Below are 13112 nucleotides of genomic sequence, written 5' to 3'. Positions count from 1 at the left end.
GCGGGGTCCTTACGCGTTCTGGGCGCCCTGGGTGCCGGTGGTCGTGTCGCCGGTCGCGGGCACGCCCTCGACGGGGGCGACCTCGGACGCGGTCACGGCCGGGGGCTCGGCCGGGGTCTCCGGCAGCGGGGTGGCCTCGGCGTCGGCAGGGGCATCGGTGGTGGCGGCGTCGCCCTGCTGGCCGGTGAGCAGCTCGCGCTCCCAGTCGGCCAGCGGCTCGTCGCCACCGATCGCCGGCTGGCCGCCGTCCTCGCGGCCGGCGTTGGCCTGCGCGGCCGAGCGGGCCATGAGGCCGTCGGCCACGGCGTCGGCGATCACGCGGGTCAGCAGGGCGGCGCTGCGGATGGCGTCGTCGTTGCCCGGGATCTTGTAGTCGACCTCGTCGGGGTCGCAGTTGGTGTCGAGGATCGCGACGACCGGGATGTTGAGCTTGCGGGCCTCGCCGACGGCGATGTGCTCCTTCTTGGTGTCCACGATCCAGACGGCGCTGGGCACCTTCTGCATGTCGCGGATACCGCCGAGGCTGCGCTCCAGCTTGGCCTTCTCGCGCGTGAGGCCCAGCTGCTCCTTCTTGGACAGGCTGACCAGCACGCCGGTCTGCTCCATGTCCTCGAGCTCCTTGAGCCGCTGCAGCCGCTTGTGGACGGTCGAGAAGTTGGTGAGCATGCCGCCCAGCCAGCGCTGGTTGACGTAGGGCATGCCGACGCGCTGCGCCTGCTCGGCGATGACCTCCTGCGCCTGGCGCTTCGTGCCGACGAACAGGATCGTGCCGCCGTGCGCGACCGTCTGCTTGACGAACTCGTAGGCGTTGTCGATGTACCCGAGCGTCTGCTGCAGGTCGATGATGTAGATGCCGTTGCGCTCGGTGAAGATGAACCGCTTCATCTTCGGGTTCCAGCGACGGGTCTGGTGCCCGAAGTGGACGCCGCTGTCGAGCAGCTGCTTCATGCTGACGACTGCCATGGCCGCAGCCTCTCTGTGCTCTGCGCGCGGCCACGCGGGGCCGCGCTCCTCGGTTGTCGCGGGCACCGGGTGGCGCTCCGCCCTGGCGTCCGGGCCGCCACGACCCCGCGGACGGGGACCGAAGGTGGCGACCGTCCCGCTGCTGCCAGCGGGGAGGAGGACGCGCGAAGTCGACCCGCCACAGACGGGTCGCGAGGCCGAGCATACGCCCCGCCGCCGGCGGCCCTCCCCAGCGCCCGAGGCCGTCCACAGCCCGCGGCAGGTCGCCGCGCCCGCCGTCGCGCAGGGTCACGCTCCCCGGGTGCGCCGCCCGCTGCTCGCCGTCCTGCTGCTGGTCCCGCTGCTGCTGCCGGTCGGGGGAGCTGTCGCCGCGCCCGCCGAGGTCCCGGCCGGCCTGTGGTCGCGGCCCGTGGACGGTGCGGTGACCCGCCCGTTCGACCCGCCGCCGGACCGGTTCGGAGCCGGTCACCGCGGTGCCGACCTCGCCGGGGCGCCGGGGTCGCCGGTGCGCGCCGCCGGGGACGGCGTCGTCGTCTTCGCCGGGATGGTGGCCGGGCGGCCGGTGATCAGCGTCGACCACGCCGGCGGCCTGCGGACGACGTACGAGCCCGTCGACGCCTCCGTCGGCGCCGGGGAACCGGTCGCCCGCGGCGCGGTGCTCGGGACGCTGGCCGCCGGTCACGCCGGCTGCCCGGTCGCGGCCTGCCTGCACTGGGGGTTGCGGCGCGGGGACGTCTACCTCGACCCGCTGTCGCTGCTGGAGCCGCCCGAGGTGCGGCTGCTGCCCATGGGGTGACCGCGCGCCGTCAGGCCCGGGTCGGGGTCGCGGTGAGCACCTCGCGGAAGTGCTCCACGGTGGGGAACGGGTCGTAGAAGGAGTGCAGCAGCTCCCGCCAGCGCTGGTAGGCGGCCGAGCCGCGGAAGCCCTCGGTGTGGTCCTCGAGTCGCTCCCACTCGACGAGCAGGAGGTAGGTGCCCGGCCGCTCGAGGCAGCGCGACAGCGAGAGCCGCCGGAAGCCGGGGCTGGCCGCGATCAGCTCCCGGGCCTCGGCGAAGGCGGCCTCGAAGGCCTGCTCCAGGCCCGGCCGGACGGGCAGCAGGGCGTGCTCGAGGACCACCGCTCAGGCGATGTCGGCGAGCTTGGTGCGCAGCTGCAGCACCGCCTTCGTGTGCAGCTGGCAGATGCGGCTCTCGGTCACGCCGAGGACGCGGCCGATGTCGGCCAGCGTCAGGCCCTCGAAGTAGTAGAGGCTGACGACGACCTTCTCGCGCTCGGGCAGCTGCTCGACCGCGCGGGCCAGCAGCTGCCGCGCCTCGCTGTGCTCGGCCATGGCCTGAGGGTCCAGCGCGCTGGTGTCCTGCAGGGTGTCGACCAGCCGGGGGGCGCCACCCTCGTCGTCGGAGAGCAGCTCGTCGAGCGCGACCACGTTGACCAGGGACAGCTGGCCGAGGAACTTGCGGACCTCCTCGACGTCCATGTCCATCTCGGCGGCCACCTCCTCCTCGGTGGGGCTGCGCTGCAGCCGGCTCTCGAGGGCGGCCACCGTGCGCTCGAACTGCCGGGCCTTCATCCGCACCGACCGCGGGATCCAGTCGGTGCTGCGCAGCTCGTCGATGATCGCGCCGCGGATGCGGGCCATCGCGTAGCTCTCGAACTTGACCTCGCGCGAGGGCTGGTAGCGGGTGATCGCGTCGATGAGGCCGAAGGTGCCGTAGGACACCAGGTCGGCCTGCTCGACGTGCGCGGGCAGGCCGCTGCCGACGCGGCCGGCGACGAACTTCACCAGCGGCGCGTAGTGCAGGATCAGCCGGTCGCGCAGCTCGGGCGCCCGTTCGGCGACGTAGGCGGCCCACAGCTCGGCCAGCGCGGCGTCGGCGGCGTCCGGGGTCTGGTGGAGCCGGTGGATGGCGGCCTCGGTCACGGTCTGCGCTCCCGATCGTCGGAGGCCCCTGACGGGAGGCCTCGGGGTGGCACGGTGGTGGTACGCGATCCGGTGGCGCGCACGTCAACTGTCTCATCCACGGGCGGCTGTCCTCTCAGGCGCGCGGGTGTGCCTGCGCGTGGACGGCGCGCAGCCGCTCGACGGTGACGTGCGTGTAGATCTGGGTGGTCGCGAGGCTGGCGTGGCCGAGCAGCTCCTGCACCGAGCGCAGGTCGGCACCGCCCTCCAGCACGTGGGTGGCCGCGGAGTGCCGCAGGCCGTGCGGGCCGATGTCGGGGGCGCCCGGCGCGGCGGCGACCGCGGCGTGGACGGTGCGGCGGACCTCGCGGGCGTCGAGCCGGCCGCCCCGCAGACCGAGCAGCAGCGCCGGGCCGGAGCGCTCGGTCGCGAGGGCGGGCCGGCCGCGGGTGAGCCAGGCGTCGAGCGCCCGCTCGGCCGGCGCGCCGTAGGGGACGCTGCGCTCTTTGCGGCCCTTGCCGAGCACGCGCAGCAGACGGCGGCCCCGGTCGACGTCGTCGACGTCGAGCCCGACCAGTTCGCTGACCCGCACGCCGCTGGCGTAGAGCAGCTCGAGCACCACCGCGTCGCGCAGTCCGGCCGGTTCGTCGGCCCCGGCCGCGGACTCGACGACCACCCGGGCCTGGTCGGGGGCGAGCACGTCGGGCAGCGTGCGCTGCGCCTTGGGGCTGACCAGCCGGAGGCCGACGTCCTCGGCGGTGAGGCCGGCCCGGCGCAGCCAGGCGGTGAACGACCGGGCGGCCGCGGCGCGGCGGGCGGTGGTCGCCCGGCCGGCACCGCGGGTGCGGCCCTGGGCCAGCCAGCTGCGCAGCGTGGCCAGGTCCAGGTCGTCGACCCGCGTGCCGCCGCGGCGGACCAGGTGGTCGAGCAGCCAGACCGCGTCGCTGACGTAGCCGCGCACGGTGTGCTCCGAGAGGTCCCGCTGCGTGCGCAGGTGTTCCTCGTAGCCGGCCAGCGCCTCCGCCAGCGCCGTGGGCAGCGCCGAGCGGGCGTCGGCGGTGCGGGCGGTCACCCCAAGACGGTCGGTCGGCCCGGGCCCGGGGTCAAGCCGAAGCGCCCACCACGCGGGGGCTCACACCGCCTCCTCCCCTGCCGTCACCCCCGCCCCTCGCCGGTCCGCCCCGGCCGGGCCAGGCGCCACCCGGCGTCGGTCACCTCGACGAGGTCGGCGAGCTCCAGCGCGGGCAGCACCCGGAGCACGTCGAGGACGTCGCAACCGGCCACCCGGGCCAGCCGCTCGGGGCTGACGCCGTTGCGGACGGGACAGGCGTCGAGCACGCGCACCGCCAGGTCGGAGAGCTCGTCGCGGGGACCGCTGGGCCGCTCCGGCGGGTCGGCGAGGTCCTCCCCCAGCCGGCCGACCAGCTCGACCACCTGGGCGGCGTTCGTGACGAGGACCGCAGCCAGCTCGGCCTCGCGCAGCAGCTCGTGGCAGCCCACGCTCATGGCCGAGGTGACCGGGCCGGGGACGACCATCACCTGCCGGCCCAGCCGGTGCGCCCGCCGCGCGGTCGCCTGCGCACCGGAGCGGGCCGCCGCCTCGACGACCACGGTGCCCCGGGTCAGCGCGGCGATCAGCCGGTTGCGGACGAGGAAGCGGTGCTTGTGCGGCGCGGCTCCGGGTGGCCACTCGCTGACCAAGAGGCCGGACTCGGCGATGCGGTGGAACAGCGCCCCGTGCGCGGCCGGGTAGGGCCGGTCGACGCCGCAGGCGAGCACCGCGACCGTGGCGGCGTCCGCGGCCAGCGCACCCCGGTGTGCCGCCGCGTCGATGCCGAAGGCCCCGCCGGAGACCACCGTCCAGCCGCGCTCCCCCAGCTGGTGGCCGAGCTCGCCGGCGACGTGCTCGCCGTAGGCGGTCGACGCCCGGGCACCGACGAGCGCCACCGACCGGTCGGCCAGCTCGTCGAGCCGGGCGGCTCCCCGGATCCACAGGGCCAGCGGCGGCACCGGAGCGGTCGTGCGCGGCGAGTGGTGCCGCGGGTCGTCGGGCTCCTCGCCGGTGGCCAGCGTGAGGCAGTGCAGCAGGTGCGCCGGCCACTCGTCGTCCTCGGGCACCACCAGCCGCGCGCCGCAGCGCTCGGCCCGGAGCAGGTCGGTCAGCGAGGCGTCCTGCCCGGCGCGGGCGCCGACCAGCGCCCGGACGGCGTCGGGCGCCCGGCCCGCCCGCAGCCGGCGCACCGCCTCGACCGGGCCGGCGTCCTCGACGAAGCGCCAGAACGCGACGCTGCCCGGTTCGGCCGCGCGGCTGAGCCAGGCTCGCGCCCGCCGCACCGCGGGCCCGGCGAGCCCGTCGGACGTCGGCACCTCGGACAGCCCCTGTGCCATGTCCTCGTCGAGGCCGGACCGCTCGCTCACGCCGCGGCCCGTTGCAGCCGCAGCCCCAGTGCCTCGGCGACGTCGTCGGCACCGGGCACCGTCCGGCCGGCGAGATCGGCGAGCGTCCACGCCACCCGCAGCACGCGGTCGTAGCCGCGGACCGACAGCGCGCCGCGCTCCAGGGCCCGCTCGACCAGCCGGAGCGCGGACCGCGGCGGCGACCACCGCTCGCGCAGCAGCCGGCCCGGCACCTGGCTGTTGACGTGCAGGCCCGCGCCGGACAGCCGCGCGGCCGCGGCCCCCCGTGCCTGCGCGACCCGGTCGGCGACGACGGCGGTCGGCTCGGGCGCCGTCCCGGCCTCCAGCCAAGCGGCTCTCGTGACCGCCGGCAGGTCCACCCGCAGGTCGATGCGGTCGAGCAGGGGCCCGGAGAGGCGGGCCTGGTAACGCCGCCGCTCCAACGGGCTGCATGTGCAGGCGGCGTCGCCGGCGGCACTGGCGCAGGGGCAGGGGTTGGCCGCAAGCACCAGCTGCGCCCGGCACGGGAAGGTGGCCGCGCCGCTGGCCCGGGAGATGGTCACCGAGCCGCGCTCGAGCGGCTGCCGCAGCGTGTCGAGGACCGCCCGCGGGAACTCCGGCGCCTCGTCGAGGAAGAGCACCCCGCGGTGGGCCCGGCACAGCGCGCCGGGGCGGATCAGCCCCGACCCGCCGCCGACCAGGGCGGCCATCGTCGCCGAGTGGTGCGGCGCCTCGAAGGTCGGGCGGGTCACCAGCGGGGCGTCCGGCGGCAGCGTCCCGGCGACCGAGTGGATGGCCGTGACCTCGAGCGCCTCCCGCTCGTCCAGCGGCGGCAGCAGGCCGGGCAGGCGCTCGGCGAGCATCGTCTTGCCCGCACCGGGCGGCCCGCTCAGGAACAGGTGGTGCCCGCCGGCGGCCGCCACCTCCACCGCCCGGCGGCCGATCGACTGGCCGACGACGTCGCCCAGGTCGGGCCCAGGGGGCGTGGGGGGCAGGGGCCGGCGGGTGTGCCGGGGCAGCGGCGCCCGGCCCCTGAGGTGGGCGACCACCTCGGCGAGCCTGCCGGCGGCCAGCACCTCGACGCCCTCGACCAGCGCGGCCTCCTCCGCGTTGCCGGCGGGGACCACGACCGTCGGATGGCCGGCCCGGGCGGCGGCGAGGACGGCCGGCAACACCCCGCGGACGGCGCGCAGCGAGCCGTCGAGCCCCAGCTCCCCGAGCAGGACCAGGCGGCCCACCGACTCGGCCGGCACCGCTCCGTCGGCGGCAAGGACGGCCGCGGCCAGCGCCAGGTCGAAGCCGCTGCCCTGCTTGGGCATCGACGCCGGCGACAGTCCGATGGTGATCCGGCGCAGCGGCCACCTGCCGCCGGCGTTGACCACCGCCGCACGCACCCGGTCGACCGACTGGCGCACGACGGCGTCGGGCAGGCCGACGAGCACCACGCCGGGGACGCCGGCCGACAGGTCCACCTCGACGTCGACCATCGCGCCGTGCACCCCGGCCAACCCCACCGACCAGGTCCGCGCGAGCGTCACGAGAACGCCGCCCGCAGATGGGTGACCAGCGCCGGCCCCTCGGTGCGCACCAGCACGCCGACGACGTCGAAGCGCAGCTCCGGCGCGTGCTCCTCGTGGGCGGCCAGCCAGCGCTGGGCCAGCGTGCGCAGCCGGCGCTGCTTGACGTGCCCCACCGCCTCCACGGGGTGGCCGAAGCCGACCGCACGGCGGGTCTTGACCTCGCAGAAGACCAGCGCGTCGCCGTCGCGGGCGACGATGTCGAGCTCGCCGTCGCGGCAGCGCCAGTTCCGGTCGAGGACCCGCAGGCCGCGGTCGGTCAGGTAGGCGGCAGCGATGCGCTCGCCGTGGGCGCCGAGGTCCGATGTCGTTCGCACCCGGCCGACCGTCGTCCGCCCGCACGGGCCGGGACAGCCGTCCGGCCGATCTGTGGACGGAGCCGGCGGCTGTGGACGCCGGGTCCCGCACCGTCAGCGGGCAGGGTCAGCCGCCGGCCCGTGACACGCGGATCAGGTCAGCCGGGGACCGTCGGGCAGCTCGAGGTCGGGCTTGTCCAGCTCCTCGACGTTGACGTCCTTGAAGGTCAGCACCCGGACGTTGCGCACGAAGCGGGCCGGCCGGTACATGTCCCAGACCCAGGCGTCGGAGAGCTTGAGCTCGAAGTAGACCTCGCCGCCGGCCTCCCGGACCTGCAGGTCGACGGAGTTGGCGAGGTAGAAGCGCCGCTCGGTCTCCACCACGTAGGTGAACTGCCGGACGATGTCCCGGTACTCGCGATAGAGCTGCAGCTCCATCTCGGTCTCGTACTTCTCCAGGTCCTCGGTGCTCATCGAGGCTCTCCGGACACAGGGCGCATGAACCCATCATCGACCATCGCGCCGGAGCCGGTCAGCTGGACTCCCCGGGCGGCGTGCGCGTCGCGGGCCCGGACCACGTTGACGAAGCGCCTCCGGTGCTCCGGGCAGGGCCCGTACCGCTGCAGGGCGGCGTCGTGCGCAGCGGTGCTGTAGCCCTTGTGGACGGCGAAGTCGTACTGCGGCCAGCGCTCGTGCAGGTCCAGCATGATCCGGTCCCGCGTGACCTTGGCCAGCACCGACGCCGCCGCCACGCACGCCGCCACCCGGTCGCCCTTCCACACTGCGAGGGTCGGGCGGGCCAGCCCCGGCACGGGGAAGCCGTCGGTGAGCACGTAGTCCGCGCCGGGGTCGAGAGCCCACACCGCGCGGCGCAGCGCCTCGATGTTGGTCACGTGCATGCCGCGCGCGTCGAGGTCGGCGACCGGCAGGACGACCACGGACCATGCCTCGGCGCGCTCGACGACCTCCTGGTACACCCGATCGCGGGCCGCGGCGGTCAGCAGCTTGGAGTCCGCGAGGCCGGGGACCCTCCCCCGGCGGCCGGCCGGCAGCACGCATGCGGCGGCGACGAGCGGACCGGCGCAGGCCCCGCGGCCGGCCTCGTCGGCGCCGGCGACCGCGGCGAACCCGCGGCGGCGCAGGGAGCGCTCCATGTCCCACAGGGCGTCGGGCCGGTCGTCGGCGAGCGGGACCGCGCGGGCGCGGTGCCGCGGCCCGGGAGGAGCGGGGGTGGTACGGACTGCCATCGCGGTCCGACAGTACGACGCCGGGGAGACACCGCGGGCCGGTCGTCGCGGGCACAGAACGCCACGGGCCGGCCCCCGGGGTCAGAGGGGGCCGGCCCGTGGACCGTCGGCCGCCGGAGCGGCCGGCCGGACCGCCGAGGAGGCGGGCGGTCCGGCCGGGCCCGGCGGCCCTGTCCAGAGGCTCGCCGTGAGCCTGCGAACGGTGAGGAGGACGGGGTCCTCTTTCAGGCCTCGGCGGTGGTCGGGGCCAGGGCGTGGGCGCCGCAGGTGCAGGCGGCGGGGTTGCGGGAGGACAGCACCAGGGAGACGGCGTGCGCCCGGTCGCGGGCACCCAGCTTGCGCAGGATGGCCTTGACGTGGGACTTGACGGTGTCCTCGCTGATGAACAGGTTGCGGCCGATCTGCCGGTTCGACTGGCCCTGGATCAGCTCGTCGAGGACGTCGGACTCGCGGCGGGTCAGCGGCACCTCGGGGGCGAAGGGCTTGGCGGCGGGAGTGGCCGACGGCTCGACCCGGCGGATCTGCGGGTCGACGACGGTGCGGCCGGCGCGGGCGGCCAGGATGGCCCAGCCGAGCAGCGTCGGCGAGGTGTTGATCATCAGGTAGCCGCGGACGCCGGCGGCCAGCGCCTCGTTCACCACGGCGGGGTCCTCGGAGGTGCCCAGGGCCACGATCGTCACCCGGGGGTACCGGCGGCGCAGGTCGCGGCAGGCGTTGAGGGTCGCGGCGCGGCCCGAGCCCAGCTCCACGACCACCGCGTCGGGGCGGGCGGTCTCGACCAGCGTGAGGGCGCGGCGCAGCTCGCCCGGAGTGCCGACCGACTGCATGCCGGCGGTCTCGTTGACCATGCTCACCAGCCCACGACGCAGGACGGGGGCGTCGGCGAGGATGAGCACGCGGGTGACGCCGCGGGCGGCGCTCGCCAGGGGTGCGGACACAATCGGCTCCGTTTCACACGTTCGGGGAACTCTCTCACGATCTCCATCGGACGGGTGAGACGGTTGCTTGAATGCTTTTCCGACATTATCCGAACAATTCCGCGATAGCTCTGCGGACCGCACCGAGTTCCACGGGTAACACCTGAATGGCGACCGGTCGCATTCGTGTCGACATGGCGATGGCATTCCGCGGCGGTCCCGGGAACGACTCGACCCGCACGCCCCGAGGTGACGGGAGGTGCGGGTCGAGGGAGGCCTGGAGCCGGTCAGCCGCCGCGTGACCTGCGCCGTCGCCAGGCGGTGAGCGGCACGGCACCCACGAGGCCCAGGGCGTAGGGGGCGGCGACCGCGGCGGCGCCGGAGACGGGGACGCCGGCCGCCTCGGTGCCCTGGATGTCCGGTGAGCCGAGCGTGCCGAAGCGGTCGAGCGGCCAGACGATCAGCGCGGCCTTGCCGACGACGTCGTCCACGGCGACCGTGCCCGACCACTCGTCGCCGACGTGCGCCTTGGAGTCCGCCGACGCCGAACGGTGGTCGCCCATGACCCACAGCCGGCCCTCGGGCACGGTCACCGGCCCGAAGGCCCGGCTCTCCAGGGGGGTGTCCTCGAAGACGTAGGGCTCGTCGAGCGGTTCACCGTCCACGGTGACCCGGCCCTCGGGATTGCAGCACTGCACCGTCTGGCCGCCGGTGGCGATGACCCGCTTGACGAAGTCGTCCTCGCTCGGCGGCGCGACGCCGATGGCACGGCCGAGCCACAGCAGGCCGCCGGAGAACCAGTTGCCCGGCTCGGCGACGTCCACCTCGGGCGACCAGCTCTCCGGCCCCTCGAACACGACGATGTCGCCGGGCTCGGGCGCACCGAACCAGTAGGGCACCTTGTTGACCAGGACGCGGTCGCCGGTGCAGCCGGGGCAGCCGTGCAGGGTCCGCTCCATCGAGCCCGACGGGATGAAGAAGGCCTGGACCAGGAAGGTCTTGACCAGCAGGGCGAGGACGAAGGCGATGAGCAGCAGCACCGGCAGCTCGCGCAGCAGCGAGCCCTTCTTGGCCTCCTGCTCGCGGCGGCGCCCCCGGCGGCCGGGAACCGGGCTCACGGGATCGGTGTCGGCGGTGGACCCGGTCGCCTGGGGCTCCTCCGGCTCCGGAACGACGTCGGCGGGCCTCCCGGGCCGGTCACTGCTCATCGGAGCCAGCGTACGGCCGGGGGAGACCCGCCGCGGTCAGGCCGGACCGGCCTGCGTCGTGTCAGCGCGGAGCGTCAGCGCGAGACGGTCTCGCGCTTCTCCTTGATCTTGGCGGCCTTGCCGCGCAGCTCGCGCAGGTAGTACAGCTTCGCGCGACGCACGTCACCGCGGGTCAGCACCTCGATCTTCTCGACGACCGGGGTGTGCACCGGGAAGGTGCGCTCGACGCCGACGCCGAAGCTGACCTTGCGGACGGTGAAGGTCTCGCGGATGCCCCCGCCCTGCCGGCGGATGACGACACCCTGGAAGACCTGGATGCGGGAGCGGTTGCCCTCGATGACGCGCACGTGCACCTTGACGGTGTCGCCCGGGCGGAACTCGGGGATGTCGTCGCGCAGCGAGTCGGCGTCGAGTACGTCCAGGGTGTTCATCGCGGCAGTCCTGTCCTAGCGGTCATGTCGTTGCGGCGCGGACAGCAGACGCCCCCGGCTGTCCGATCCGGGGCGCTGCGCTCCGGGAGGAGCTCGCCGTCGACGGGGCGACGCGTCCGCAGCAGCTCTCTACTGTGCCACATCGTCAGCCGACGAAGCGCGGCGGCCCCGTCCACGGGCCGCGGGACAGCTCCGCCAGCAGGTCGGCGAGCTCCCGCGGCGCGAAGGTCTCCGCACTCGCGGCGACCTCCTCGGCGCTCCACCAGCGGTGCGGCTCGGCGCCCAGCAGCTCGAGCTCGGTGCGCCCGCTCGCGTCCACCTCGTGCTCGACGTCGCGCAGTACGAAGAACGTCTCGCGGGAGTCGATCTGCACGAAGGCGTTCGGACCGACGTGCCGCCGGAACCACACCGGCCCCTCGAGCCGGCCGGGGTCGACGAGGAGGCCGATCTCCTCGGCGAGCTCACGGGCCGCGGCTCCCCGCACGCCCTCCCCCGGCTCCACGCCGCCGCCGGGCGTGTACCAGAACAGCACGTCGCCGGGCGGGACGGCGGGGTCGGTGAGCCGGGCGCCGAGCAGCAGCACCCGCCCGGACGGGTCCAGGACGACCACGCGGGCGGTCGGCCGGACCCAGGCGCGGTCGGTCACTCGCCGAGGACGGCGCGGTCGTCGTCGGTGAGCGCGCCGTCTGGCAGCGCGGCCAGCAGGTCCGGACGCCGGGCCGCGGTCCGCCGCAGGGACTCCGCGCGCCGCCACCGGGCGATCGCGGCGTGGTCGCCCGACAGCAGCACGGCCGGGACCTCGTGGCCGCGCCAGGACGCCGGGCGGGTGTAGGACGGCCCCTCCAGCAGGCCGTCGGCGTGCGAGTCGTACTCGACGGACTCCCGGTTGCCGACGACGCCGGGCAGCAGCCGGGTCACCGCCTCGACCATGACCAGCACCGCGGACTCGCCGCCGGCCAGCACGTAGTCGCCGATCGAGACCTCCGACACCGGCCCGGCCCCGGCGGCCCAGTCGGCGACCCGCTGGTCGATGCCCTCGTAGCGGCCGCAGGCGAACACCAGGCCGGGCTCGGTCGCCCACGCGGCGGCCACGGCCTGCGTGAAGGGGCGCCCGGCAGGGGTCGGCACGACCAGGCGGGTGCCCGGCGAGCGGACGGCCTCGAGCGCCCGGGCCCACGGCTCGGGCTTCATCACCATGCCCGGGCCGCCGCCGTAGGGGGCGTCGTCCACCGTGCGGTGGAGGTCGTCGGTCCACTGCCGCAGGTCGTGCACCTCCACGCCGACCAGGCCTCGCTCGGCGGCCTTTCCCAGCAGCGACTGCCGCAGCGGCGTCAGGTACTCGGGGAAGATCGTGACGACGTCCACCCGGAAGGGCACGCTCACAGGTCGAGCAGCCCCTCGGGCGGGTCGACGACGACGAACCCACCGGCGACGTCGACGGTCGGGACGATCGCCGTGACGAAGGGCACCAGCAGCTCCCCACCCTCGACCCGCCGGACGACGAGCAGGTCGGCGCCCTCGTGGCGGACGGCGGCCACGGCGCCCAGCCCGGTGCCGTCGGGCAGCCGGGCGGTCAGGCCGACCAGCTGGTGGTCGTAGTAGTCGTCGGGGTCCTCGAGCGCGGGCAGCTCCGCCACGGGGACGTGCAGCTCGGTGTTGCGCAGCTCCTCGGCCGCCTCGCGGCTCTCGACGCCCTCGACGGCGAGCAGCAGGACCTCGCGGTGCCAGCGGCGGCCGGCAACGGTCAGCGGCCCGCGCTCGGCGGGGTCGGTGCGCAGCACCGCGCCGGGGGCGAACCGGAGGTCCGGGTCGTCGGTGCGGACCTCGACGGTCACCTCACCACGGACACCGTGGGGCCGGCCGATGCGGCCGACCACCACGGTGTCGGTGGTCTCGTGCGGTTCTGCGCTCACCGGGTGGTGCTCCGGGTGAGGTGCTCAGCGCCCGTCGGTGTCGACGACGTCGACCCGCAGGCCCCGGCCGCCGACACCGGTCATCACGGTGCGCAGCGCCTTGGCGGTGCGGCCGCCGCGGCCGATGACCTTGCCGAGGTCGTCGGGGTGCACCCGGACCTCGAGGGTCTTGCCGCGACGGTTGGTCAGCAGGTCGACCGTGACGTCCTCGGGGTGGTCGACGATGCCCTTGACCAGGTGCTCGAGCGCCTCTTCGAGCACG

Annotated in this window: 17 protein-coding genes; 1 reads left to right on the top strand and 16 read right to left on the bottom strand. The window is 75.4% G+C overall.

Going from position 1 to position 13112, the window contains the following annotated elements; all coding sequences use genetic code 11:
* Positions 1-9: 9 nt before the first annotated feature.
* Positions 10-963 (bottom strand): 30S ribosomal protein S2, encoded by a 954-nt coding sequence (gene rpsB, locus BLW63_RS07550; RefSeq protein WP_091153061.1) that lies wholly within the window; start codon positions 961-963, stop codon positions 10-12.
* A 301-nt stretch (positions 964-1264) separates the two neighbouring features.
* On the opposite strand from rpsB, the gene BLW63_RS07545 reads away from it, so the two are divergent.
* Entirely contained in the window at positions 1265-1759 is a 495-nt protein-coding gene (locus BLW63_RS07545) for a murein hydrolase activator EnvC family protein (RefSeq protein WP_091153060.1), read from the top strand.
* 10 nt (positions 1760-1769) lie between these two features.
* Here the strand turns inward: BLW63_RS07545 and BLW63_RS07540 are convergent, their stop codons facing one another.
* The 15 genes from BLW63_RS07540 to BLW63_RS07470 all read right to left on the bottom strand — a co-directional run bounded on the left by BLW63_RS07540 (position 1770) and on the right by BLW63_RS07470 (position 13111).
* Complete coding sequence (locus BLW63_RS07540) at positions 1770-2081, bottom strand: antibiotic biosynthesis monooxygenase family protein (protein WP_091153058.1); 312 nt, start codon at positions 2079-2081, stop codon at positions 1770-1772.
* A 3-nt stretch (positions 2082-2084) separates the two neighbouring features.
* Positions 2085-2885 (bottom strand): RNA polymerase sigma factor WhiG, encoded by an 801-nt coding sequence (gene whiG, locus BLW63_RS07535; protein ID WP_091153056.1) that lies wholly within the window; start codon positions 2883-2885, stop codon positions 2085-2087.
* Positions 2886-3000: 115 nt separating this feature from the next.
* Positions 3001-3936, bottom strand: a complete 936-nt coding sequence (locus BLW63_RS07530; protein WP_091153054.1) for a tyrosine recombinase XerC — start codon at positions 3934-3936, stop codon at positions 3001-3003.
* An 83-nt stretch (positions 3937-4019) separates the two neighbouring features.
* The gene (gene dprA / locus BLW63_RS07525) at positions 4020-5282 is read right to left on the bottom strand and encodes a DNA-processing protein DprA (RefSeq protein WP_244522420.1); all 1263 of its coding nucleotides are present in this window, start codon (positions 5280-5282) and stop codon (positions 4020-4022) included.
* On the bottom strand, positions 5279-6799 hold the full coding sequence (locus BLW63_RS07520) for a YifB family Mg chelatase-like AAA ATPase (protein WP_091153052.1): 1521 nt from the start codon (positions 6797-6799) through the stop codon (positions 5279-5281). The genes dprA and BLW63_RS07520 overlap by 4 nt, the downstream gene beginning before the upstream one ends.
* On the bottom strand, positions 6796-7155 hold the full coding sequence (locus BLW63_RS07515; RefSeq protein WP_091153049.1) for a YraN family protein: 360 nt from the start codon (positions 7153-7155) through the stop codon (positions 6796-6798). Before BLW63_RS07515 ends, BLW63_RS07520 begins: the two co-directional genes overlap by 4 nt.
* A 132-nt stretch (positions 7156-7287) precedes the next feature.
* Entirely contained in the window at positions 7288-7608 is a 321-nt protein-coding gene (locus tag BLW63_RS07510; RefSeq protein WP_012949990.1) for a DUF2469 domain-containing protein, read from the bottom strand.
* A complete protein-coding gene (locus tag BLW63_RS07505) occupies positions 7605-8381 on the bottom strand; it encodes a ribonuclease HII (RefSeq protein WP_091153047.1) in 777 nt (258 codons plus the stop codon). Before BLW63_RS07505 ends, BLW63_RS07510 begins: the two co-directional genes overlap by 4 nt.
* A gap of 224 nt (positions 8382-8605) precedes the next feature.
* Positions 8606-9319: a response regulator transcription factor gene (locus BLW63_RS07500; RefSeq protein ID WP_091153045.1), complete on the bottom strand. Its 714-nt coding sequence runs from the start codon at positions 9317-9319 to the stop codon at positions 8606-8608.
* Between the two features lie 266 nt (positions 9320-9585).
* Positions 9586-10506: a signal peptidase I gene (gene lepB / locus BLW63_RS07495; RefSeq protein ID WP_091153044.1), complete on the bottom strand. Its 921-nt coding sequence runs from the start codon at positions 10504-10506 to the stop codon at positions 9586-9588.
* A gap of 74 nt (positions 10507-10580) precedes the next feature.
* Complete coding sequence (gene rplS / locus BLW63_RS07490; RefSeq protein ID WP_012949994.1) at positions 10581-10937, bottom strand: 50S ribosomal protein L19; 357 nt, start codon at positions 10935-10937, stop codon at positions 10581-10583.
* Between the two features lie 145 nt (positions 10938-11082).
* Positions 11083-11583: an NUDIX hydrolase gene (locus BLW63_RS07485; protein ID WP_091153042.1), complete on the bottom strand. Its 501-nt coding sequence runs from the start codon at positions 11581-11583 to the stop codon at positions 11083-11085.
* Complete coding sequence (gene trmD / locus BLW63_RS07480; RefSeq protein ID WP_091153039.1) at positions 11580-12320, bottom strand: tRNA (guanosine(37)-N1)-methyltransferase TrmD; 741 nt, start codon at positions 12318-12320, stop codon at positions 11580-11582. Before trmD ends, BLW63_RS07485 begins: the two co-directional genes overlap by 4 nt.
* The gene (gene rimM, locus BLW63_RS07475) at positions 12317-12850 is read right to left on the bottom strand and encodes a ribosome maturation factor RimM (RefSeq protein ID WP_091153037.1); all 534 of its coding nucleotides are present in this window, start codon (positions 12848-12850) and stop codon (positions 12317-12319) included. Before rimM ends, trmD begins: the two co-directional genes overlap by 4 nt.
* Before the next feature lie 24 nt (positions 12851-12874).
* Positions 12875-13111: an RNA-binding protein gene (locus BLW63_RS07470; protein WP_091153035.1), complete on the bottom strand. Its 237-nt coding sequence runs from the start codon at positions 13109-13111 to the stop codon at positions 12875-12877.
* Between the last annotated feature and the right edge of the window lies 1 nt (position 13112).

The sequence above is a fragment of the Geodermatophilus africanus genome (genome assembly GCF_900107105.1).
Lineage (GTDB): Bacteria > Actinomycetota > Actinomycetes > Mycobacteriales > Geodermatophilaceae > Geodermatophilus > Geodermatophilus africanus.
This window is presented reverse-complemented; position numbering and strand designations above follow the sequence as displayed.